Origin of the sequence: Pseudonocardia sulfidoxydans NBRC 16205 (genome assembly GCF_007989085.1) — a bacterium.
GTDB classification, from domain to species: Bacteria; Actinomycetota; Actinomycetes; order Mycobacteriales; family Pseudonocardiaceae; genus Pseudonocardia; species Pseudonocardia sulfidoxydans.
Map to the genome: position 1 here is coordinate 52807 of NZ_BJVJ01000026.1, position 21453 is coordinate 74259.

Annotated in this window: 24 protein-coding genes; 10 read left to right on the forward strand and 14 right to left on the reverse strand. The window is 73.4% G+C overall.

All coding sequences use genetic code 11. From position 1 onward, the window contains the following. The first annotated feature begins 191 nt into the window (after positions 1–191). Positions 192–1049: a DNA-formamidopyrimidine glycosylase family protein gene (locus tag PSU4_RS14570; protein WP_147108043.1), complete on the forward strand. Its 858-nt coding sequence runs from the start codon at positions 192–194 to the stop codon at positions 1047–1049. A 55-nt stretch (positions 1050–1104) separates the two neighbouring features. Here the strand turns inward: PSU4_RS14570 and PSU4_RS14575 are convergent, their stop codons facing one another. The 4 genes from PSU4_RS14575 to rimO all read right to left on the reverse strand — a co-directional run bounded on the left by PSU4_RS14575 (position 1105) and on the right by rimO (position 5020). Next, complete coding sequence (locus PSU4_RS14575) at positions 1105–1923, reverse strand: PspA/IM30 family protein (protein ID WP_147108045.1); 819 nt, start codon at positions 1921–1923, stop codon at positions 1105–1107. A gap of 318 nt (positions 1924–2241) precedes the next feature. Next, the gene (locus tag PSU4_RS14580) at positions 2242–2628 is read right to left on the reverse strand and encodes a helix-turn-helix domain-containing protein (protein WP_147108047.1); all 387 of its coding nucleotides are present in this window, start codon (positions 2626–2628) and stop codon (positions 2242–2244) included. Positions 2629–2809: 181 nt separating this feature from the next. Beyond that, positions 2810–3430 carry a CDP-diacylglycerol--glycerol-3-phosphate 3-phosphatidyltransferase gene (pgsA, locus tag PSU4_RS14585; protein ID WP_147108050.1) on the reverse strand — a complete coding sequence of 207 codons (621 nt, stop codon included), beginning with the start codon at positions 3428–3430 and terminating at the stop codon, positions 2810–2812. Between the two features lie 102 nt (positions 3431–3532). Then, positions 3533–5020, reverse strand: a complete 1488-nt coding sequence (gene rimO, locus PSU4_RS14590; RefSeq protein WP_147108053.1) for a 30S ribosomal protein S12 methylthiotransferase RimO — start codon at positions 5018–5020, stop codon at positions 3533–3535. Positions 5021–5064: 44 nt separating this feature from the next. Here rimO and PSU4_RS14595 point away from each other — a divergent pair, with 44 nt between their 5' ends. From PSU4_RS14595 to PSU4_RS14605, 3 genes are all read left to right on the forward strand, one after another. After that, a complete protein-coding gene (locus PSU4_RS14595; protein WP_147108056.1) occupies positions 5065–5565 on the forward strand; it encodes an amino-acid N-acetyltransferase in 501 nt (166 codons plus the stop codon). Positions 5566–5574: 9 nt separating this feature from the next. Further along, entirely contained in the window at positions 5575–6378 is an 804-nt protein-coding gene (locus PSU4_RS14600; protein WP_147108059.1) for a helix-turn-helix domain-containing protein, read from the forward strand. 156 nt (positions 6379–6534) lie between these two features. Then, positions 6535–7008: a tRNA (cytidine(34)-2'-O)-methyltransferase gene (locus tag PSU4_RS14605; RefSeq protein WP_147108062.1), complete on the forward strand. Its 474-nt coding sequence runs from the start codon at positions 6535–6537 to the stop codon at positions 7006–7008. Here the strand turns inward: PSU4_RS14605 and PSU4_RS14610 are convergent. From PSU4_RS14610 to PSU4_RS14625, 4 genes are all read right to left on the reverse strand, one after another. Next, on the reverse strand, positions 6996–7868 hold the full coding sequence (locus PSU4_RS14610; RefSeq protein ID WP_246115119.1) for a YceI family protein: 873 nt from the start codon (positions 7866–7868) through the stop codon (positions 6996–6998). The two genes, PSU4_RS14605 and PSU4_RS14610, sit on opposite strands and share 13 nt — an antisense overlap. A 154-nt stretch (positions 7869–8022) precedes the next feature. Further along, positions 8023–10584, reverse strand: a complete 2562-nt coding sequence (locus PSU4_RS14615) for a DNA translocase FtsK (RefSeq protein WP_186816947.1) — start codon at positions 10582–10584, stop codon at positions 8023–8025. A 90-nt stretch (positions 10585–10674) separates the two neighbouring features. Continuing rightward, on the reverse strand, positions 10675–11487 hold the full coding sequence (locus PSU4_RS14620; protein ID WP_147108068.1) for a class I SAM-dependent methyltransferase: 813 nt from the start codon (positions 11485–11487) through the stop codon (positions 10675–10677). Further along, entirely contained in the window at positions 11484–12080 is a 597-nt protein-coding gene (locus tag PSU4_RS14625; RefSeq protein WP_147108071.1) for a DUF2249 domain-containing protein, read from the reverse strand. Before PSU4_RS14625 ends, PSU4_RS14620 begins: the two co-directional genes overlap by 4 nt. Before the next feature lie 64 nt (positions 12081–12144). Between PSU4_RS14625 and fdxA the strand changes: the two genes are divergently transcribed. The 4 genes from fdxA to PSU4_RS14645 are packed head-to-tail and all read left to right on the forward strand — an operon-like array spanning position 12145 to position 13957. Continuing rightward, entirely contained in the window at positions 12145–12489 is a 345-nt protein-coding gene (gene fdxA, locus PSU4_RS14630) for a ferredoxin (RefSeq protein WP_147108074.1), read from the forward strand. Then, positions 12486–13148, forward strand: coding sequence for a helix-turn-helix transcriptional regulator (locus PSU4_RS14635; RefSeq protein WP_147108078.1), 663 nt, complete (start codon positions 12486–12488; stop codon positions 13146–13148). Before fdxA ends, PSU4_RS14635 begins: the two co-directional genes overlap by 4 nt. Further along, positions 13148–13576, forward strand: a complete 429-nt coding sequence (locus tag PSU4_RS14640; RefSeq protein ID WP_147108081.1) for a hypothetical protein — start codon at positions 13148–13150, stop codon at positions 13574–13576. The genes PSU4_RS14635 and PSU4_RS14640 overlap by 1 nt, the downstream gene beginning before the upstream one ends. Before the next feature lie 39 nt (positions 13577–13615). Then, positions 13616–13957, forward strand: coding sequence for a cupin domain-containing protein (locus PSU4_RS14645; RefSeq protein ID WP_147108083.1), 342 nt, complete (start codon positions 13616–13618; stop codon positions 13955–13957). 32 nt (positions 13958–13989) lie between these two features. On the opposite strand, the gene PSU4_RS14650 is transcribed toward PSU4_RS14645, so the two are convergent. The 5 genes from PSU4_RS14650 to thyX form a co-directional block, all read right to left on the reverse strand. Then, a complete protein-coding gene (locus PSU4_RS14650) occupies positions 13990–15657 on the reverse strand; it encodes a ribonuclease J (RefSeq protein WP_147108119.1) in 1668 nt (555 codons plus the stop codon). A 107-nt stretch (positions 15658–15764) separates the two neighbouring features. Further along, a complete protein-coding gene (dapA, locus tag PSU4_RS14655; RefSeq protein ID WP_147108086.1) occupies positions 15765–16763 on the reverse strand; it encodes a 4-hydroxy-tetrahydrodipicolinate synthase in 999 nt (332 codons plus the stop codon). 91 nt (positions 16764–16854) lie between these two features. Next, positions 16855–17481, reverse strand: coding sequence for a TIGR03085 family metal-binding protein (locus tag PSU4_RS14660; RefSeq protein ID WP_147108089.1), 627 nt, complete (start codon positions 17479–17481; stop codon positions 16855–16857). Between the two features lie 11 nt (positions 17482–17492). Beyond that, entirely contained in the window at positions 17493–17726 is a 234-nt protein-coding gene (locus PSU4_RS14665; protein ID WP_147108091.1) for a hypothetical protein, read from the reverse strand. A gap of 408 nt (positions 17727–18134) precedes the next feature. Further along, complete coding sequence (thyX, locus tag PSU4_RS14670) at positions 18135–18887, reverse strand: FAD-dependent thymidylate synthase (RefSeq protein WP_147108094.1); 753 nt, start codon at positions 18885–18887, stop codon at positions 18135–18137. 106 nt (positions 18888–18993) lie between these two features. Here thyX and PSU4_RS14675 point away from each other — a divergent pair, with 106 nt between their 5' ends. After that, complete coding sequence (locus PSU4_RS14675) at positions 18994–19581, forward strand: toxin-antitoxin system HicB family antitoxin (RefSeq protein WP_147108097.1); 588 nt, start codon at positions 18994–18996, stop codon at positions 19579–19581. Positions 19582–19586: 5 nt separating this feature from the next. Then, positions 19587–20618, forward strand: a complete 1032-nt coding sequence (locus tag PSU4_RS14680; RefSeq protein WP_147108100.1) for a DUF4097 family beta strand repeat-containing protein — start codon at positions 19587–19589, stop codon at positions 20616–20618. A gap of 235 nt (positions 20619–20853) precedes the next feature. Here the strand turns inward: PSU4_RS14680 and PSU4_RS14685 are convergent. Continuing rightward, positions 20854–21453: DNA glycosylase AlkZ-like family protein (locus PSU4_RS14685; protein ID WP_147108103.1), on the reverse strand; the 600-nt coding region annotated here is incomplete at its 5' end.

Below are 21453 nucleotides of genomic sequence, written 5' to 3' on the forward strand. Positions count from 1 at the left end.
GGGTGCGCTTGCCGATCCCCTCACCCCACGCGCAACCTCACTGCTGTCCGAGCGCCGAGAAGCAGCAGTGAGGTTGCGGCCGGGGTTCGGCGCGCAACCTCACTGTCGTCCACCCGGCCGTGGGCAGCAGTGAGGTTGCGCGCGAAAGACGGCCGGAGGCGGGGGCGGGCGCGGCGGGATACGGTCGGGGCGTGCCCGAGGGCGACACCGTCTTCCTCGCCGGGAAACGGCTGCACGCCGCGCTCGCCGGCAAGCTGCTGCTGCGCGGCGAGCTCCGCCACCCCCGCTGGGCGGAGCACGACCTGGCAGGGCTGACCGTCACGGGCGTGCAGAGCGTCGGCAAGCACCTGTTCACACGATTCGACGACGGCACCAGCCTGCACAGCCACTTCCGGATGGACGGCTCCTGGCACCTGTACCGGCCGGGGATGGCGTGGCGCCGGCCCGACCACGAGGCCCGCGCGGTGCTGGGCGTCGAGGAGCGCGTCGCGGTCGGGTTCGCGTTGCACGACCTCGAACTCCTCCCCACCGACGAGGAGGACCGGCTCGTCGGCCATCTCGGCCCCGACCTCCTCGATCCCGCGTGGGACGCGGAGATGGCCGCGGAGGCGTTGCGCCGCTTCACCTCCCGCGCCGACCACGAGGTCGGGCTGGTGCTGCTGGAGCAGCGGGTGATGGCCGGCGTCGGCAACCTCTACAAGACCGAGGTGTGCTTCCTGCTGGGCGTCTCGCCGTGGACGAAGGTGCGTGACCTGGCCGACCCGTCGGAGGTGATCACGTTGTCGCGCAAGCTGTTGTGCGCGAACGCCGATCGTCCCGAGCAGACGACGACGGGGTCGACGCGCAGGGGCGAGACGCACTGGGTGTTCGAGCGCGGCGGGCGGGAGTGCCGGCGCTGCGGCACCCGGATCCTGACGGCGAACCAGGGCGACGGCGTCTACGCGCGCATCGCCTACTGGTGCCCGCACTGCCAGCCCGGCCCCGCGCCCGCCCCGACACCGCGGCAGTCACGCCGGCGGACCGGCCCGGGCGCGCCCCGACGCTACTGACACGGAACAGCGCCCGCCCCGGCGGACCGGAGCGGGCGCTGCGTGACGAAGCCGATCAGGTGGTGCCGGGCTGCTTCTGGATCGACGGACCCGGCTGCGGCTGGGCCGGCGCCGGGGCGGTCTGCCCCGAGGTGACCTCGCCCGCGACCGGGGTGCCGTGCAGCGACGCGCGGATCTGCTCGAGGCGGCTGGCCCCGGCCATGTCCACGGTGGACTGCTGCACCTCGAGCATGCGGCCCTGCACCGAGTTCTGGGCGAGCTCCGCGGACCCGAGCGCGTTGGCGTAGCGCTTCTCGATCTTCTCGCGGACCTCCTCCAGCGACGGGGTGTTGCCCGGCGCCGAGAGCTCGCTCATCTGCCGCAGCGACGCCGCGGCCTGCTCCTGCATCTTGGCCTGCTCGAGCTGGCTGAGCAGCTTGGTGCGCTCGGCGATCTTCTGCTGCAGCATCATCGAGTTGCGCTCGACGGCCTGCTTGGCCTGCTGCGCAGCGCCGATCGACTGGTCGTGCAACGTCTTCAGGTCCTCGACCGACTGCTCGGCCGTGACCAGCTGCGTGGCGAACGCCTGGGCGGACTGCTCGTACTGTCCCGCCTTCTGCTCGTCGCCGCTCGCCCGCGCCTGGTCGGCCAGGACGAGCGCCTGCCGCGCCGACGCCTGCAGCTTCTCGATCTCACCGAGCTGCCGGTTGAGCTTCATCTCGAGCTGGCGCTGGTTGCCGATGACGGCCGCCGCCTGCTGCGAGAGAGCCTGATGCTGACGCTGGGCGTCCTCGATGGCCTGCTGGATCTGCACCTTCGGGTCGGCGTACTCGTCGACCTTCGACGAGAACAGCGCCATCAGGTAGTTCCAGGCCTTCGCGAAACCGTTGGCCATCTGCTCCGCCTTACCTCCGAGTGCGACACCGATCAGTCACCGCGCCGTTCCGGACATCTGTCCCGGTGCGCGCTGCGGCCCCCATCGTGGCACCGCGCACGACCGATGTGCCAGCGCGGGACGACGATATCGGGGATCGTCCGGAGGCCGCCGTCCGGGCGACCCGGGGGCCAGGCTACCGAATCGCGGGACATCCCGGAGGCCGGGCGCCGACGCGCGCCACCAGCACGAATCGCCCAGGCCGGGGGCGCCGGGCAGACGGGTGCGCAGGACGGGCCGGGGGCCCGTCGGAGATCCGGAGAAGATCAGCCGCGACGATCAGGCCGCGGCGCTGACGCTCGCCACCGGCGACGCCGGGGCGGTGACCGGCTGCGGGCTGACGACGGCGGAGCCGGAACCCGCGATCCGCAGGTCGGCGTGGCGCTGCCCGATGGGCACGATCAGCGGGGACCGCATCGACTGCGTCGCCATCGACAGCGCCATCTCCTCGGCGGCCGAGGTGAGCAGGTCGGGCAGCGAGATGTCGAGGGCCTCGCAGATGGACGCCAGCAGCTCGCTGGACGCCTCCTTGACGCCGCGCTCGACCTCGGAGAGGTAGCCGAGGCTCACGCGGGCCTGCCGGGACACCTCTCGCAGCGTCCGGCGGCGGGCGGTCCGGGCACGCCGAAGGCTGCCGCCGATCGCCTCACGCAGCAGCACAGCCATGCGACCCTCCTCGTCCACACGTGCCGCGACCCGCCGGCCGGCCGAACGGGGGCCGATGGAACGCGCCCGGGCCGCGGACGACCCGGTGGCCTCACCGTACCGACTGGGGGCGTTCCGCGTCGCCTGCCGGGCCGGTCGGACGTGTCCGCCGAGGGCGAACACCGCCCTTCCGGCAGGCCGCTCAGGGCACCTCGTCGTGGACGGCGCGGCGGGCCGCGCGGCGCAGCTTGACCGCGCGCACCACGTAGTCGACGCCGGTGACGACGGTCAGCACGAGCGCGAGCCCGAGGACGGCCCACCGCAGGCCGGTCAGGGTGGCCGACGGGCCGAGCAGCTCGTCCAGCGGCAGCACGTACAGCCCGATCGCGAGACTCTGCACGAACGTCTTCGCCTTGCCGCCACGGCTGGCAGCGATCACGCCGTGCCGGATCACCCAGAACCGCAGCAGCGTGACCGCCACCTCGCGGCCGATGATGACGATCGTCACCCACCACGGCATCAGCTCCAGCAGCGACAGCCCGATCCACGCCGCGCCGGTGAGCGCCTTGTCGGCGATGGGGTCGGCGACCGCGCCGAAGTCGGTGACGAGGCCGCGGCTACGGGCGAGCTGCCCGTCGAGCCGGTCGGTGATCGCGGCGACGGCGAACACGCCGGCGGCGACGAGCCGCCACGCGACGGAGTGCCCGTCGTCGACGAAGAGCACGACGAGGAAGACCGGGACGAGCAACAGCCGGACGACCGTGAGGACGTTGGCGATGTTGAGCACCGGCGGTGACGACGCGTCCGCCGGTGAGGTGCTCATCGCTCTCCCTCGCTACGCGGGCGCGGCCCACGGAAGTCCGGCGCAGTGCGCGGGCGCAGTGTCGACGCTCTGCTCGCCCGCTCGCTCATCGACACCCCCGGGTCACGACGCCGCCGCCGCGACGAGCCCGGCGCGACCACCGGGGAGGACCTCGCGGGGGGACACCACCAGGTCAGCACCCTCGGTGTCGACGACCACGCAGCGCACCAGCTCGCCCGCCTCCAGGCCGGAACCGCGCTCCAGCACGCACTCGCCGTCGACTTCAGGGGCCTGGTGCGCGGCGCGCCCGGTGCACTCGAAGTCGTCGTCCTCGGCCTGCTCGACGAGCACCACGACCTCGGTGCCGACACGGTCCTCGGCCCGCTGCACGATCAGCTCGTCGACCAGCGAGGAGATGCGGGAGACCCGCGCCTGGACCTCGTCGGGGTCGATCTTGCCGTCGTAGCCCTCGGCCTCGGTGCCCTCCTCGTCGGAGTAGCCGAAGACGCCGACGGCGTCGAGCCGCGCGCCGGTGAGGAAGGCTTCGAGCTCGGCGAGGTCGTCCTCGGTCTCGCCCGGGAAGCCGACGATGACGTTGCTGCGGATGCCGGCCTCGGGCGCGAGGGTGCGGATGCGCTCGCACAGCTCCAGGAAGTCGGTGCGGCCGCCGAAGCGGCGCATCCGGCGCAGGACCGCGGCGGAGCCGTGCTGGAACGACAGGTCGAAGTAGGGCGCGATGCCGGGCGTCGTCGCGATCACGGAGACGAGGTCGGGTCGCATCTCGGCGGGCTGCAGGTAGGAGGCACGGACCCGCTCGATGCCCGGGACGGCGGCGAGCCGCGGCAGCAGGTCGACCAGGGCGCGGGTGCCGCCGGGCAGGTCCTTGCCGTAGGACGTGGAGTTCTCGCTGACCAGCACCAGCTCACGGACGCCCTGCTGGGCGAGCCACGCGGCTTCGGCGAGCACGTCGGCGGGCAGGCGGGACACGAACGCGCCCCGGAACGACGGGATCGCGCAGAACGCGCAGCGCCGGTCGCAGCCGGAGGCGAGCTTGAGGTTGGCGACGGGCCCGTCGGAGAGCCGGACCCGCGACAGGTCGGGGACCCACTCGTGGCCGGGCACCGACACGTCGACGGCCGCCGAGGGCCGCGCGACCGGCGTGAGCGGCAGCAGGGTGCGGCGGTCGACCGGGGTGTGCGGCGCGGGCGCGTGCCCGCCCAGGACGTCGCCGAGGCGTTCGGCCAGCTCGGGGTAGGCGTCGAAGCCGAGGACGGCGTCGGCCTCCGGGAGGCTCTCGGCCAGCTCGGCGCCGTAGCGCTCGGCGAGGCAGCCGACGGCGACGACCTTGGCCCCGGTGGCCTTGGCGACGTCGGACGCCGACAGCACCGTGTCGATCGAGTCCTTCTTGGCCTGCTCGACGAACCCGCACGTGTTGACGACGATGACGTCGGGCGCGGGGCCGCCGCTGGACGGGTCGGCCTCGACGAGCTCCCACCCGCTGCCGGCGAGGCGGCCCGCGAGCTCCTCGGAGTCGACCTCGTTACGGGCGCAGCCCAGGGTGAGCAGGGCAGCACGCCGCGGGGCGGACTCGGATGGTGGGAGCGTCGGCACGTACCACAGGGTATCCCGGACCCTTTGATCTACTCTGACCCGTCGTGGCAGACGTGCTCGTCCGGCGGGCCCGGACCGCCGACGTGACGGTGATCAAGTCCCTCGTGGACGGCTACGCGGGCCGTGTCCTGCTGGCCAAGGAGATCATCACCCTGTACGAGGCGGTGCAGGAGTTCCTGGTCGCGGAGGTCGACGGGACGGTGGTCGGCTGCGGGGCGCTGCACGTCCTGTGGGAGGACCTCGGCGAGATCCGCACCGTCGCGGTCGACCCGACCACGCTGGGCCGCGGCGTGGGGCACGCGATCGTCGCGGCGCTGATCGACAACGCCCGCGAGCTGGGCCTCAAGCGGCTGTTCGTGCTGACGTTCGAGAAGCACTTCTTCGGCAGACACGGGTTCGTCGAGATCGACGGCACCCCCGTCTCCCCCGACGTGTTCGCGGCGATGCTGCGCTCCTACGACACCGGCGTCGCCGAGTTCCTCGACCTCGCGCACGTCAAGCCGAACACCCTCGGCAACGTGCGGATGCTGCTCAACCTGCAATAACCTGGGGTCGTGGCGGGCGACGAGGTGGTCTGGCGACGGCCGCCCCCTCCCCTGCGTCCCTACGTCGACCTCTGCTCGGGCTACCGGATGTCGGCGGCGCCGCCGAGCACGCACCAGGGTGTGCCGGGAGCGCACCTCACGTTCCTGTTCTGCCTCGACGGCAATGTCGAGGTGCTGGAGATGCCCGACCCCGCACGCGGGCCGGGCAGGTTCGACGCGATGGTCGCCGGCCTGCACGACCGGCCGGCCGTGATGGCGCAGGGCCCGGCGCAGACGGGGATCCAGCTGCGGCTGACCTGGCGCGGTGCCCGGATGCTGTTCGGCGCCCCGGCGGCGGCGCTGGCGGGCGACGTCGTCGACCTGCGGGCGCTGCTCGGCGCCCGCGCGGACCGGCTGCTGGAACGGCTCGCCGAGGCGCCGACGTGGGCGGCCCGGTTCGCGCTGCTCGACGGCGCGCTGGCCCGGCTGGTCGCCGACTGCCCGCGCGGCGAGCCGGCCCCCGAGGTGGGACGGGCCTGGGACCTGCTGGTCGCCTCGGGTGGGACGAGGCGTGTGGAGGAGCTGGCCCGCGACGTCGGCTGGAGCCGTCGGCACCTGGCGAACCGGTTCACCGCGGAACTGGGCGTCGGCCCGAAGACCGCGGCCCGGGTGATCCGTTTCGAACGCGCCTGCGACCTGCTGCGCTCCCCGCGACGGCCCGCCCTCGCCGACGTCGCCGCGGTCTGCGGCTACGCCGACCAGCCACACCTGGCCCGCGACTTCCGCGACCTCGCCGGCCTGACGGCGACACAGTGGCTCGCCGAACGCCCGTGACCCCGAACCCGTGACGCCGTGACCCCGTGACGCTTGTGAGCGGCGATAGTCGCTGTAGCGACTATCGCCGCTCACAGGGGGCGGAGCCCTGCCGTTGCGTCGGCGAGCGGGCACCCCGCGCGTGCGCCCCGCCCGCGGCGGGTCCAGGATCGGACCGTGTTCCGGATCGTGCTGCTGACCCCCGAGATCCCGCAGAACACGGGGGCGATCATCCGGCTCGCGGCCAACACCGGCTCGCAGCTGCACCTCGTCGAGCCGCTCGGGTTCTCCCTCGACGCCCGCCACGTCCGCCGCGCCGGGCTCGACTACCACGAGCTGGCCGATGTCCGTGTGCACCGCGATCTCGACGCCGCCTGGGCCGAGCTGCTGCCCGCCCGCGTGCACGCCTTCACGACGACCGGCGCCGATCACCACACCGAGGTCGCCTACGAACCGGGCGACGTGCTGCTGTTCGGCCGGGAGTCGACGGGGCTGCCCGCCGACGTCCAGGACTCACCGCAGGTCACGCACCGGGTTCGGCTGCCGATGGTGGCGGGGTCGCGGTCGCTGAACCTCGCCAACGCCGTCTCGGTCGCGGTGTACGAGGCGTGGCGGCGCACCGGGTTCGCGGGCGCCGCTCAGCCCTTGTAGACCGCCTGGATGTCGAGCTCGATCGTGATCGTCGAGCCGACGACGGGCACGCCGCGCGAGAGCACCTGCTGCCAGTTGAGGGTGAAGTGTTCGCGGTGCAGCTCAGTGGTGGCGAGCACGCCGGCGCGCACGCCGTTCCACTCCTGGACGCCGAGGAACATGGTGTCGAGCTGCACGTCGCTGGTGAGGCCGTGCAGGGTCAGCTCGCCGTCGACGAGCCAGTTGTTGCCCGCGCGGCGGGTGAACCGGGTGCTGGTGAAGCGCAGCTGCGGGAAGCGCTCGACGTCGAGGAAGTCGGCCGAGCGCAGGTGCGCGTCGCGGGCCTCGACGTTGGTGTCGACGCTCGCCGCGTCGATCACGACCTCGACCATCGAGTCCTCGAACGGTTCCTCGATGTGGACGCTGCCGCGGAAGTCGTTGAACCGCCCGTAGACCTTCGACAGGGCGATGTGGCGGGCGACGAACCGGATCGAGGAGTGGTCGGAGTCGATCTCGTAGACGCCGGGCGCGGGCGGTTCGAGGCTGGGGTCGGGGAGCATCGTGATGTCGCCGAGCTCGGCGTGGCGGCCCCACTCGACCTCGACCGAGTTGGCGACGCTCTGGAACCCGCCGTACTCGGCGCGGACGCGGTAGTCGCCGGGGACGACGGCGGCGGTGAAGTAGCCGAAGGGGTCGCTGTCGGAGTGGGCGACGCGGCGGTTGGACCGGTCGAACACCGAGACTGCGGCGCCCGGGGCCGGTCTGCCCTCCTCGTCGCGGATCTGCCCGCTCAGCAGCCCGCCGGTGAGCGGGATCGGCATGAGCGCGCTGCGGGCCGCACCTCGGCCGGACGCAGCCCCCCGGCGCTTGAAACCGAACATGCGGCACCCTTTCGCCCAAACGGCGGACGGCGTCCGCGCGACCGGCTCCACGATGACACGAGGTGTAGTCAGTCACCTGTCGAATCGTGCGAGATCCCACACATCAGTGACGCTGAGTGACGAAGAGTGAGCGAAGGGCCCGGACGGGTGATAGTCACCCGTCGATCTCGTCCTCCGGTCCCGGACCGCCACCGCGCATGAGCCAGATAACGTTCTCCAGCTCGTCGGGCTTGATCAACACGTCGCGCGCCTTCGACCCCTCGGACGGGCCGACGACGCCGCGCGTCTCCAGCAGGTCCATGAGCCGGCCGGCCTTGGCGAAGCCGACGCGGAGCTTGCGCTGCAGCATCGACGTCGACCCGAACTGGGACGTCACGATCAGCTCGGTGGCCTGCACGAGCAGCTCGAGGTCGTCGCCGATGTCGGCGTCGATCTCCTTCTTCTCACCGGCCTTCTGCGCGGTGACGCCCTCGGTGTAGCTGGGCTCGGCCTGCTCCTTGGTGAACCCGACGACGTCGGCGATCTCGTCGTCGGACACGTAGGCGCCCTGCATGCGGACCGGCTTGCCCGCACCCATGGGCAGGTAGAGCCCGTCGCCCATGCCGATCAGCTTCTCGGCGCCCGGCTGGTCGAGGATGACCCGGCTGTCGGTCAGCGACGACGTCGCGAACGCCAGCCGCGACGGCACGTTCGTCTTGATCAGGCCGGTGACGACGTCGACCGACGGCCGCTGCGTCGCGAGCACCAGGTGGATTCCCGCGGCCCGCGCCTTCTGCGTGATGCGCACGACCGCGTCCTCGACGTCGCGCGGGGCGGTCATCATGAGGTCGGCCAGCTCGTCGACGATGCAGAGGATGTAGGGGTAGGGCCGGTACTCGCGCTCGGACCCCAGCGGTGCGGTGATCTCGCCGGAGCGCACCTTGCGGTTGAAGTCGTCGACATGGCGGACCTTGTTGGCCTGCATGTCCTGGTAGCGCTGCTCCATCTCCTCCACCAGCCAGGTCAGCGCCGAGGCCGCCTTCTTGGGCTGGGTGATGATGGGCGTGATGAGGTGCGGGATGCCCTCGTAGGGCGTCAGCTCCACCATCTTCGGGTCGATGAGGATCATCCGCACCTCCTCGGGCGTGGCCCGGGACAGCAGCGAGACGAGCATGGAGTTGACGAAGCTCGACTTGCCGGAACCCGTGGACCCGGCCACCAGCAGGTGCGGCATCTTCGCCAGGTTCGCGCAGAGGAAGTGGCCCTCGATGTCCTTGCCGAGGCCGATGACCATGGGGTGCTGCTCGTTGCGCGCGTTGGCCGAGCGCAGTACGTCGCCCAGGCGGACCATCTCGCGGTCGGTGTTGGGCACCTCGATGCCGACGGCCGACTTGCCCGGGATGGGCGCCAGCAGCCGCACGTTGTCGGTGGCGACGGCGTAGGCGATGTTGCGGGTGAGCTGCGTGATCTTCTCGACCTTCACCGCCGGGCCGAGCTCGATCTCGTAGCGGGTGACGGTCGGGCCGCGGGTGAAGCCGGTGACCTGGGCGTCGACGTTGAACTGGTCGAGCACGCCGGTGATGGCCTCGATCATGGCGTCGTTCGCGCTGCTGCGGGTCTTGGGCACCGGGCCGGTGGGCAGCATGTCGGGCGGCGGCAGGTTGTACTCGGTCTCGCCGATCGGCTCGCGGATCGCCAGCGACATCTGCTCGCCCGTGGGCGGGTTGTCGGGCTCGGACGCGGGCTCGATGACGCGGACGGGCTTGCGCGGGACCCGCTTGGGCGGGGCCGGCGCCTCGTCCTCCTGCGCGACGGCCTCCGGTTCCGGCGGCGCCTCGTCCTCGCGGTAGGCGTCGGCGGCGCTCTGGCGGCGACGCGACGGGCGCCGCAGCCGCGCCGGGGCGGGCTCCTCGTCCGGTTCGTCCTGCTCGGCGGCGTTCGCCTCGACCTCGTCGACGTCGTCCTCGTCGTCGTGGACCGGCTTGCCCATCAGGCGCCGCATCCGGTTGGGCAGCTCGCGCACCGGCGTCCCGGTGAGCACCAGGAAGCCGTAGCCGGTGAGCAGCACCAGCACCGGGACGGCGACGAACGCGCTCAGCCCGCTGGCCAGCGGCGTCCCCGCGAGGTAGCCGAGACCGCCACCGGCGCCCGACCAGAGGCCCGGTTCCGTCGGCGACCCCGAGAACAGGTGCACGAGCCCCAGCACGCCCAGGACCATCAGCAACGTGCCCACCGCGACCCGGGGCCGCGACTCCGGGTTGGCCTCGGTGGTCATCAGCACGATGCCGACGACCACCAGCAGCAGCGGCAGCAGCACCCCCGGCGTCCCGAACACGGCGCCGACCGCGGCGGAGAACCCGCGCCCGACCGGGCCGCCCGCGCCCCACCAGATCCCGGCGGCCGAGATGACGGCCAGCACGATGAAGCCCACGCCGAGGCCGTCGCGGCGGTGCGCCGGGTCGATCTCGCGGGTCCGCCCGGCCGCCTTGCCCGCCGACTTCCCCAGCTTCACGACACCGCGTCCCACCGCGTCGATGCCCTTGTCGATCAGATCCGGGCTCTTGCGCGCCGGCGCGGGCCGCCGTGACGCGGCGGGCCTGCGCCCCGACGAGGACCCGCCGCGTGAGCGTGAGGCTCCGGCACCGCGCGAGCGTGACGACCCGGAGGCGGCACGCCCCGATCCCGCGGCCGCCCGCGTGCCTCCGCGGCCTCCGCCGGTCGTCGCTCGCCCTGCCATGTCCGACACGGTAACCGGATCGGACACCCTCGCCCGGTTCCGACTCGCCCTGCCCGTCCGGTGTGACCCGTGCGGCGGTCCGGCGTCCGCTCAGCCCGGCTTGCGCGCGACGACCGCGACGGCGGTCATGGCCCGGCGGTGGGTACGGAAGGTGCGCCGCATGGCCAGGACCCGACGGCGGGCCGCGGGCCGCACCGCGATGTTGCGGACCAGCCGCAGCGCTCCGACCAGCCCCTCGTCGGCGAGCACCCGCCGCGGCCGCAGCAGCGCCATGGGGGCGAGTGCGACGTGCTCGACCTCGAGCCCGTGCCTGCTCATCAGCGCCTCCCACTCGGCGACGGTGAGGGGCCGGGCGTTGACCTTGATCGCGCGGGCGAGTGCCCGCCGGACCTCCGTCCGCACCGTGTCCGCGACGTCGTCGGGGACGAGGCCGAGCTCGTGCACGGCGTAGCGACCCCCGGGGCGCAGGAGCCGGACGGCCTCGGCGACGATCGCGTCCTTCGTCCGGTCGCCCTGCATGGTCAGCATCGCCTCGCCGACCACGACGTCGGCGCAGCCGTCGGGCAGCCCGCTCGCCGCGGCATCGGCGACGACGACCCGCCGGGGGACCTGCGACGACGCCCCGACGGCGCGGCCGACCACCTCGGAGACGGCGGCGGCCGCGGCCGGGTCGTTGTCGACGGCGGCGTAGGAGCGGGGACGGCGCGCGAGGATGTCGCGCGCCGTGCGTCCGGTGCCGGGGGCGAGCTCGACGACGTCGGCGTCGGCGACCCCCGCGGTGTCGAGCAGGACACCGCTGAGCCGCGCGCCGCCCGGCCGCAGGACCCGTTTGCCGAGCCGGGCGAGCAGCTGGTGGCCGGCGAGGTCGTCGTCGGGGCGTTCGACGCGCGGCAGGACGGTCACGACGCGTCCCTGGCCGGGGCCGCCTCGAGCACGAGCGACTGACGTCTGCGGTGCACGGTCAGGTAGCGCAGCCCGCCGGCTCCGGCGTCGAAGCGGCGCTGCGAGCCGGCGGGGAGCCAGACGAGCCCTCCGGCGGTGAGGGGGACCTCGCCGCGTTCGGTGGTGAGCACACCGTCGCCGTCGAGCACGACCAGCAGCACGTCGAGGTCGGCTCCGCGGTGCGTGTCGATCCCGGTTCCGGGCTGCAGTGCGACGACGTTGGAGTCCAGGTCGCGCTCGCGCATCTCCAGCTTCCACTCGACGCCGGCGCCGTCGGGGCCCGACGGACGGGCCGTCGTGTCGCCGACGATCCTGGGCAGGGAGGTGGTGGCGAGCTTGGTGATCCGGATCCGCCATTGCGGACCCCGGTCCAGGTACTCCCACCCGTAGCCGCCGGGGTGGTCGGCGTCGAACTCGTCGCGCAGATGCCGGGGATCGTGGTTGTTGACCAGCACGAACGACTCCCCCACGGCGAGCTCGCCGTAGGTACGGAAGATCGCCGGGTGCTTGTCGGGCTTGCGCAGGGGGCGGACATCGAGCTCCAGCGCGGTCATGGGGGGCGTCCTTCCGGTCGAGGTCTGCCTATTTATACAAACATTCTTCGTGTAAACTCAAGTTGTGGCCTACGTGATCGGACTCCCCTGCGTCGACGTGCTCGACCGGGCGTGTGTCGACGAGTGCCCCGTCGACTGCATCTACGAAGGTGAGCGCGCCCTCTACATCCATCCCGACGAGTGCGTGGACTGCGGCGCGTGCGAGCCCGTCTGCCCCGTCGAGGCGATCTACTACGAGGACGACCTGCCCGAGGCGCTGCAGGCCCATCTCGACGACAACGCACGCTTCTTCGCCGAACCACTGGCCGGGCGGGCCGAGCCGATCGGCAGCCCCGGAGGCGCGGCCAAGCTCGGTCCGCTCGGGGTGGACACCCCGCTGGTCGCCGGGCAGCCCCGGCGGGTCTCGTGAGCCCGCGCCACGTCTCCACCCGGCGGGACGAGATCCTCGCCGCCCTGCGCGCAGCGGACGAGCCGCTGGGCATCGCCGAGCTGGCCGAGACGCTCGCCCTCCACCCCAACACCGTCCGCTTCCACCTCGACGCCCTCCTGGACGCCGGCCGGGTCGAGCGCGTGACCGCGCCCCCCGCCGGGCCGGGGCGCCCCGCGCTGCTGTTCCGCGCCCACCGCGGGATGGACCCGGCCGGACCACGCAGCTACCGCCTGCTCGCCGCAGCGCTCGCCGACGGGTTGGCCGCCGGGCCCGGCCCCGGCGCGGCCGCGCAGGCCGCCGGGCGCGCCTGGGGCGGCCGGCTGGTCGGCGCCACGGAACCCCGGTCCCGCGACGACGCGATCCGCTCCATGGTCGCCCTCCTCGACGACATCGGGTTCGCCCCCGCATGGCCCGCACCGGGGGGTCACGACCAGCGGATCGGCCTGCGCCACTGCCCGTTCCTGGAGCTGGCCGAGACCCGGGCCGACGTCGTCTGCCCCTTGCACCTCGGCCTGATGCAGGGTGCGATGAGCGCACTCGGCGCCCCCGTCACGGTCGACCGGCTCGACCCCTTCGCCGCCGACGACCTCTGCCTCGCCCACCTGTCCCCGACCGACCCCCGAGAGGACGGCCGCTGATGCCCGCAGGACTCGCCGTCGCCGTCGCCGTGATCTTCGTCTGGCTCGGCATGGTGCTGGCCATCTCGTTCGTCGAGGCGCCGCTGAAGTTCCGCGCCCCCGGCGTCACCGTCCGGATCGGGCTGGGCATCGGCCGTCTCGTGTTCCGCACCCTCAACACCATCGAGGCCGTGTTCGCGGCGGCCCTCGTCGTGCTGGCATTCGTGGTGGACGCGCCCGTCGGCGCGGTCGTCGCCGGCGCCGTCGCGGTCGCACTGCTCCTCGCCCAGCTGCTGCTGGTCCGGCCGGCGCTCAACCGGCGCTCCGACGCCGTCCTCGCCGGTGACGAGGACGCACCGCGCTCGCGCGGCCACCTCAACTACGTCGCGCTGGAGATCCTGAAGACCGCGGCGCTCGTCGTCACCGGCGTCCTCCTGCTCGCGTCCTGACCGTCCCGCCCACGAGCCCCACCCCCGAGGAGCCCACCCGTGACGAGCCCCGCCGTCTCCCTGACCGACCTCGTCGAGGAACAGCTCACCGCCGCGAAGGCCGCCTCCGCGGGCCGTAGCGCCCACACCGTCCACGGTGGCGGCGGCTCGTCGCTGCGCCAGACCCTGCTCGCCCTCGCCGCCGGGAACGCGCTGGGCGAGCACGACAGCCCCGGTGAGGCGACGCTGCAGGTGCTGCGCGGCCAGGTCGTCCTCGGCACCCCGGACGGGCCGGTCACCGGCCGGGCGGGCGACCTGCTGGTCATCCCACCCACCCGGCACGACCTGCGGGCGGTGGAGGACTCGGCGGTACTGCTGACCGTCGCCCCCCGGCCCGCCTGAGTGCGTTGCCGGCCCGGTTCGACCGCGTCGGATCAGACGGCGATGACCGTCGGCACGATCATCGGGCGGCGACGGTAGGTCTCCCCCACCCACTTGCCGACGACGCGACGCACCGCCTGCGCGATCCGGTGCGGGTCGGTGATGCCCTCGTTCTCGGTGCGCGACAGCTCGTCCTCGATCAACGGCAGCACGACGTCGAGCGCCTTCGGGTCGTCGGAGAACCCGCGGCCCGACACCGTCGGCGGGGCCACCGCCCGGCCCGTGCGCGCGTCGACCGCGACGCTGATCTGGATGAACCCGCCCTCGCCGAGGGTCAGCCGGTCCGACAGCGTGCTCTCGCCGATGTCACCGACCGACAGCCCGTCGACGTAGACCCGGCCCACCTCGACGCGCCCCGAGATCGACGCGATCCCGTCGACCAGGTCGACGACGACGCCGTTCTCCGCCAGCACCACCCGGTCCTCGGGCACCCCGGTCTGGACGGCGAGCCGGCCGCTGGCGCGCAGATGGCGCCACTCGCCGTGCACCGGCATCACGTTGGACGGGCGCACCGCGTTGTAGAGGAACAGCAGCTCACCGGCCGGGGAGTGCCCCGACACGTGCACCTTCGCGTTGCCCTGGTGGATCACCGTCGCGCCCAGCCGGGTGAGCCCGTTGATCACGCCGAACACCGCGGTCTCGTTGCCCGGGATCAGCGAGCTGGCCAGGATGATCGTGTCCTCGGGGCGGATGCGCACCGACCGGTGGTCCCCGCGGGCCATGCGCGACAACGCCGACAGCGGCTCGCCCTGCGAGCCCGTCGACACCAGGACGAGCTGGTCGTCGGGCAGCGTCATCGCCTCGTCGAGGTCGACGAGCAGGCCGTCGGGGATCTGCAGCAGCTCCAGCTCGCCTGCGATGCCCATGTTGCGCACCATCGACCGGCCCACCAGGCACACCCGGCGCCCGTGCTTGGCCGCCGCGTCCAGCACCTGCTGCACGCGGTGCACGTGGGAGGCGAAGCACGCCACGATGATCCGCGACGACGCCCGGTGGAACACACCCTCGATGACGGGGCCGATCTCGCGCTCCGGCGTCACGAAGCCGGGGACGTCGGCGTTCGTGGAGTCGACCAGGAACATGTCGACGCCCTCGTCGCCCAGGCGCGAGAAGCCCGCCAGGTCGGTCAGCCGGCCGTCGAGCGGCAGCTGGTCGAGCTTGATGTCACCGGTGTGCAGCAGCAGCCCCGCGGGCGTGCGGACCGCGACCGCGAGCGCGTCGGGGATCGAGTGGTTGACCGCGAAGTACTCGCAGTCCCAGCGCCCGTGCCGCAGCCGCGCGCCCTCCGCGACCTCCAACAGGTGCGGGGTCAGCCGGTGCTCCTTGCACTTGGCCGCCACCAGCGCCAACGTGAACCGCGAGCCCACCACCAGCAGGTCGGGCTTCTGCCGCAGCAGGAACGGCACCGCGCCGATGTGGTCCTCGTGCCCGTGGGTGAGCACCAGCGCGTCGATGTCGTCGAGGCGGTCCTCGATCGCCCGGAAGTCCGGGAGGATCAGGTCGACACCCGGGGAGTCCTCCGCCGGGAACAGGACCCCGCAGTCGACGACGAGCAGCCGCCCGTCGTACTCCAGGACCGTCATGTTGCGGCCGATCTCGCTGATGCCGCCCAGGGCGAACACCCGCAGACCACCCTCGACCAGCGCGCCCGGCGGGTGCATCGGCAGCTCGGCCGTGTTCTCCACCTCTGGCGGCGGCGTCGGACGGTCGCGGCGGCCCGAACGGGAACGGCGGTCGGACCGGCGGTCCGAGCGGGCAGGAGGACGCGTCACCGGTATGCGACCTCCGCACCGAGGTCCACGGCCGCCCGCGCGCCGAGCGCGCCGTACCCGCGGTGGGTCTGCTCCCCCACCGACTCCGGGTCGAGCGCGATACCCGCCGCCGTCAGGTCGACGACGATCGCCGCCACCTGCTCGTCGGTCGCCGGGGGCAGCGGCAGCCGCGGATCACCGACGTCGATACCGCGCAGCTTCAACGCCGTCTTCGCGAACACCACCCCGCCGACGCGGCCCATCGCCCGGATCACGGGCAACGTCGCGTAGTGCAGGTTCCGGGCCCGGTCGTGCTCCCCGGCCTCGTAGGCGTTGAGCATGGCGCGCAGCCGGTCGGCCACCACGTGCCCGATCACCGACACGAAACCGACCGCCCCCACCGACAGCCACGGCAGGTTCACCGGGTCGTCGCCGGAGTAGTAGGCCAGCGTCGTCGTGGCCAGCACCTCGGTGCCGACGCGCAGGTCGTTGCGCGCGTCCTTGACCGCCAGGATCCGCGGGTGCTCCGCCAGCCGCTGCAACGTCTCCAGCTCGATCGGGATGACGCTGCGCGGTGGGATGTCGTACAGCATCACCGGCAGGTCCGTGGCGTCCGCGACCGTCGTGAAGTGCGCGATCAGGCCCGACTGCGGCGGCCGCGAGTAGTACGGCGTCACCACCAGCAGTCCGTGCGCGCCCGCCTTCTCCGCCTCCCGCGCCAGGTGGACGCTGTGGCGGGTGTCGTACGTGCCCGCGCCCGCGACGACGACGGCCCGGTCACCGACCGCGCTCACCACCGCCCGGACCAGCTCCGACTTCTCCTGGTCCGACGTCGTCGGGCCCTCACCGGTCGTCCCGTTGACCACCAGGCCGTCGTTGCCCAGGTCGACGAGGTGCGACGCCAGCTCCTCGGCTTTCGCCAGGTCCAGCTCCCCGTCGGAGTCGAACGGGGTGAGCATGGCTGTCAGCACCTGGCCGAAAGGGCGGCCCGGTGGCCGCGACGGAGCTGGGGTCATGAGTCATGACCGTACCTGCGTGCGCGCGGATCCGGGCCGCCGACCGGCTGCGTGCGCCGCTGGTCACAACGACACCCGGGTCACGGGTCGGTCAGAGACCCCGGCCGGCCTTCCGGTAGCCGTCCAGGTCGGCCTCCGCACCCTCCAGCTCCACCCGGCACGCCTCGCGGCCGAACGCGTGCAGCACCAGCTCGGCGGGCTCGCCGACGATCGTCACCATCCCCGGGCCCGTCCGCACCACCTGCACGGAGCCGTCGCCCCGGCGCACCACCACACCCACCGGGCTGCGCCGGAACAACAGCCGGCCCATCCGGCCCAGCAACGTCCACAACGCAGTGTCGCGCACCTCGTCGGCGGGCCGCGGCTCCCAGCCCGGCTCGCCCCGGCGCACGTCCTCGTGGTGGACGAAGAACTCCGCGCCGTTCGCGAACTCGTCGACCTTCCCCACCCGGTACGGCGACCACGCCGGTGGGCCGTCGCGCAGGTCGGCGATCATCTCCTGCCAGGGCGTATCGGCGTAGCCGTGCATCGCCCGGTCCGTGATCGGCGCCAGCGCCGACACCAGGATCCCCGGCGCCGCCCACGGCTGCCGCTCCCGCACCAGCAGGTGCGCCAACAGGTCGCGCGTCGTCCAGCCCTCGCACAACGTCGGCCGGTCCGGGCCCGACCGGTCCAGCTCGTCGCACAATGCCGCTCGTTCGGTGGTCGCGAGGCTCACGATCACCGAACCTAGCCGCCCCGGGCCACGCGCACCGCCCGGGCTGCTGTCGAGCGTGCCGCATGCACGACGACGCCCCCGCCGGCGTCGTCGGCGGCGGCGTTGGCGTCGGCGGTGGCGGCGTCGTCGGCGGCGGCGTCGTCGGCGGCGGCGTCGGCGTCGGCGGCGTCCTCATCGCCTCGTCGGGAGGGACCAGCCGCCGGTATCGTCCCCGGCTCCGGCCCGCCCCAGGCCGTCGAGCTCACCGACCGCGGCCGGCGACACGCGCAGCGTCCCCACCGCCGCGCGGGTTCCAGGGCGCCACGCGGCTTGTGCAATCGCCACCCGTCGCGCAGCAGGCCCGACGACGGGACAGGGCGGGCGCCGACGCAGAATCCCGCGCGCCTGCACCCACCCGTCCCCCGCCGAGTTCGGCGTGCGGATGGTTCTCGGCCGGGCCGCCGGCCCGCTGCCGAACTCGGGGCCTGGGAACGGCAGCCGCCCTCACCAGAGTTCCCGCGCCACACCGCGCGGGTTCTGCGACCAGCGCGCGCCTTGTCTGGTCCCCGCGCCGCCCACGGGCGCGGCGGTGCTCGAAGAACATGCGCGCCACCTCGGGCGGGCGCTGCTGGGCGCGCGTCAACCGGGTCAGGGGCTCGCTGCCCCGGCCCGGGTCAGCCCTCGGTGACGTAGGGGCTCGAGGCGATCTCGGAGCCGTCGTCGAGCTTCTGGATCTCGAAGTCGTTGAACACGTTGGGGACCTCGCGCTGCAGCTGGCGCAGGCACTCGATCGCCAGCTCACGGATCTCGACGTCGGCGTGCTCGGAGGCGCGCATGGCGATGAAGTGCCGCCAGGCGCGGTAGTTGCCGGTGACGACGATGCGGGTCTCGGTGGCGTTGGGCAGGATCGCGCGGGCGGCCTGCCGGGCCTGCTTGCGCCGCAGCGTGGCGTTGGGGACGTCGGCGAAGCGCTTCTCCAGCCCCGCGAGCAGGTCGGTGTAGGCCTGGACGGCGTCCTGCGCGGCCTTCTCGAACATGGCGTGCAGCTCGGGGTCGTCGCCGATGGCGTCGGGCTCGACCATCGCGGCGTCGCGCTCGGGGACGTAGCGCTGCGAGAGCTGGGAGTAGGAGAAGTGGCGGTGCCGGATGAGCTCGTGGGTGAGCGAGCGGGAGATGCCGGTGAGGTAGAAGCTGACGGTGCCGTGCTCGAGCACGGAGAGGTGCCCGACCTCGAGGATGTGCCGCAGGTAGCCCGCGTTGGTGGCGGTCGCGGGGTTGGGCTTGGTCCACGACTGGTAGCAGGCACGACCGGCGAACTCGGCGAGCGCCTGCCCGCCCTCGGCATCGGTACTCCAGGGGACGTCGGCAGGCGGGAAGAACTCGGTCTTCGCGACGAGCTGGACGCCCAGGCGCACGATTTCCGGCATGCGGGCAGCCTAACCGGGCACGCCGACACTTCCGCCCGAGACCCCGGGGGAGCAGGTGCTGTCAGAATTTGTTGCGATGACATCACAGTGACGCCATAGTGGTGTCATGGATGTCAGTCAGTACGTAGCGCAGCTGCGGGAGGACCTCTCCTCCGCCGCGGCCGCCGGCGACGAGCAGACCCGGCGCACCGCCGCCCTGCTCGGCGCGGCGATCGAGCCGGCCGCTCGGCTGGCCGTCATGAACGCCCTGTCCGACCTGGCCGCCGAGGTCACGGCGTCCCTGGGCGACCGGGTCGTCGAGGTGCGCCTCGACGGCCGCGACGTGCGGGTCGTCGTCACCGGTGACGAACACGACCACGCGCACGACCCCGACCCCGAGCCGGCGCCGCCGCCCCCGCCACCGCCCGGTGCGGACGCGGGCGACATCAGCCGCATCACGTTGCGGCTGGTCGAGCAGATCAAGGGCCAGGCCGAGCAGGCCGCGGCCGCGCAGGGAGTCTCCCTCAACTCGTGGGTCGCCCAGGCGGTCCAGGGCGCGCTGTCGGGTCGCAACGACTGGGGCCGGGGCAACTGGGAGCGCGGCAACTGGGACCGAGGCAACTGGGACCGCGGCGGCCGGGACCGGGGCGACCGCGGGGGCCGTGGCGGCCGCCCCGACGACGGACGCCGCGTCCGCGGCTGGGTGCAGGGGTGACGACGATGAGCGACGAGAAGACGAGCGACGAGAACGAGACCCCGGACCTGAGCAAGAGCAGCCCGATCGACGACGGCCCCGACGCCGACGAGCAGCAGCTCAGCCGGGAGGAGCACTGGGCGGCGACCGGCCCGGCCGAGCTGGAGCTGACCGTCGACATCGGCTCCGTCCGGGTCGAGCTGACCGACACCGACCAGGTGTGGGTCGAGGTCCGCCACGAACCGCAGAGCGGCAACACCTGGACCAACGGCATCGCCGGCCTGGTCAACTGGATCGGCACGGCGACGAGCCGCGGCGGGTTCGACCGGGTCCAGGGCGGCTTCCCGGCCGGCATGCCGTCGTTCGACGGCGCCACCGAGGAACTGGCCGCCCAGGCCGTGGCGGCCACCGAGATCCGCTGGTCGGAGACCTCACGACGACTGGTGGTGCGCTCGCCGCAGGACATGCCGCTGCGGATGATCCCGCTCGCGGTGACGGTGCGGGCACCCGTGTCGTCGCGCCACGCCGTCCGGACGGGCGCGGGCGACGTGTCGGTGACCGGCCGGGCCGGCTGGGGTGCGGTGCGCACCGGCTCCGGCGACGTCCGGCTGGAGGAGACGGGCGGCGACGTCGACGTCACCACGGGTTCCGGCGACGTCGACCTGGGGCCGGTGGCGGGGCGCGCGAAGGTGCGCACCGGGTCTGGCCGGATCACGGTCGCGTCGCTGGGCGGCCCGAGCCAGGTCAAGACGGGCAGTGGCGACGTCGAGCTCGGCGAGGTGACGGGCGACCTGGGCGTCCGCACCGGGTCGGGCGAGGTCCGGGTCGCCGACGCCGTGGCCGGGTCGCTCGACCTGACCACCGGCTCGGGCGGGATGCGGATCGGCGTGCACTCCGGTGTCGCGGCGGAGCTGGACCTGTCGTCGGGCACGGGTCGGGCGCGCAGCGAGCTGGAGGTCGGCGGGGTCGCTCCGCAGCAGGCTCCGGCGTTGCGCATCCACGGCCGCGCGGGGACGGGCGACGTCGTGGTGACGCGGGCGGCGACCGCCGGCGTCTGAGCCAGGCGTCCGAGGCAGGAGTCCGAAGCAGGCGTCCGAAGCAGCAGCCGGGTGGGGGACCCGGCTCACCGGTGAGGACGCGGTCGCTCTCGGGGGAGCAGCGACCGGGTTCTCGCACGTCGGGACGACCCGCCGAGTTCGACACCATGCGGGTTCCCGGCGCCGGGACACCAGGCTCTCGTCGAACTCGGCGCAGGATCGTCGGCGGTGCCACATCGCCCGGCCCGGGGCGGTGTCAGCGCGCGCGGACCTCCCGGTCGAGCGCGGACGCCAGCCCGCCCCGCTCCCCCACGACGACGTCGTCGAGGCCCAGCCAGTCGGCCATGACGCGCAGCTCGGCGGCCAGCTCGGCCGCCACCCGGGTCTCGTCGACACCCTCTTCGGCGAAGGCGCCCTTGACCCGCAGCGTGCCGGCGGCCCGGTCGGACTTGAGGTCGACGCGCGCCACCAGCCGGCCGTCGAGCAGGAACGGGAAGACGTAGTAGCCGAACTCGCGCTCGGGTTCGGGCACGTAGATCTCGATGCGGTAGCGGAACCCGAAGATGCGTTCCGCGCGGGCGCGCTCCCAGATCAGCGGGTCGAACGGGCAGAGCAGCGCGCGCCCGGTGACGTGGCGCGGTACCCGGGCGTCCGGGTCGCGGAACGCGGGCCGACGCCACCCGCGGACGCCGACGCGCTCGACCTCGCCCGCCTCGACGAGCTCGGCGAGAGCACGGCGGTTGCGGCCGGGGCCGAGCCGGTAGTAGTCGCGCAGCTCGGGTTCGGTGGCGATGCCGAGCGCGCCGACGGCCTTGCGGACGAGCCGGCGGGCCGCCTCGTCGTCGTCGACCGGTGG

What these genes read in the sequence shown, in the direction of transcription:
- PSU4_RS14575 (WP_147108045.1), bottom strand. Translation starts at nt 1,923, where the DNA reads ATGGCCAACGGTTTCGCGAAGGCCTGGAACTACCTGATGGCGCTGTTC.
- PSU4_RS14580 (WP_147108047.1), bottom strand. Translation starts at nt 2,628, where the DNA reads ATGGCTGTGCTGCTGCGTGAGGCGATCGGCGGCAGCCTTCGGCGTGCC.
- pgsA (WP_147108050.1), bottom strand. Translation starts at nt 3,430, where the DNA reads ATGAGCACCTCACCGGCGGACGCGTCGTCACCGCCGGTGCTCAACATC.
- PSU4_RS14610 (WP_246115119.1), bottom strand. Translation starts at nt 7,868, where the DNA reads ATGTTCGGTTTCAAGCGCCGGGGGGCTGCGTCCGGCCGAGGTGCGGCC.
- PSU4_RS14615 (WP_186816947.1), bottom strand. Translation starts at nt 10,584, where the DNA reads ATGGCAGGGCGAGCGACGACCGGCGGAGGCCGCGGAGGCACGCGGGCG.
- PSU4_RS14625 (WP_147108071.1), bottom strand. Translation starts at nt 12,080, where the DNA reads ATGACCGCGCTGGAGCTCGATGTCCGCCCCCTGCGCAAGCCCGACAAG.
- PSU4_RS14640 (WP_147108081.1), top strand. Translation starts at nt 13,148, where the DNA reads ATGCCCGCAGGACTCGCCGTCGCCGTCGCCGTGATCTTCGTCTGGCTC.
- PSU4_RS14650 (WP_147108119.1), bottom strand. Translation starts at nt 15,657, where the DNA reads ATGCACCCGCCGGGCGCGCTGGTCGAGGGTGGTCTGCGGGTGTTCGCC.
- dapA (WP_147108086.1), bottom strand. Translation starts at nt 16,763, where the DNA reads ATGACCCCAGCTCCGTCGCGGCCACCGGGCCGCCCTTTCGGCCAGGTG.
- thyX (WP_147108094.1), bottom strand. Translation starts at nt 18,887, where the DNA reads ATGCCGGAAATCGTGCGCCTGGGCGTCCAGCTCGTCGCGAAGACCGAG.
- PSU4_RS14675 (WP_147108097.1), top strand. Translation starts at nt 18,994, where the DNA reads ATGGATGTCAGTCAGTACGTAGCGCAGCTGCGGGAGGACCTCTCCTCC.
- PSU4_RS14680 (WP_147108100.1), top strand. Translation starts at nt 19,587, where the DNA reads ATGAGCGACGAGAAGACGAGCGACGAGAACGAGACCCCGGACCTGAGC.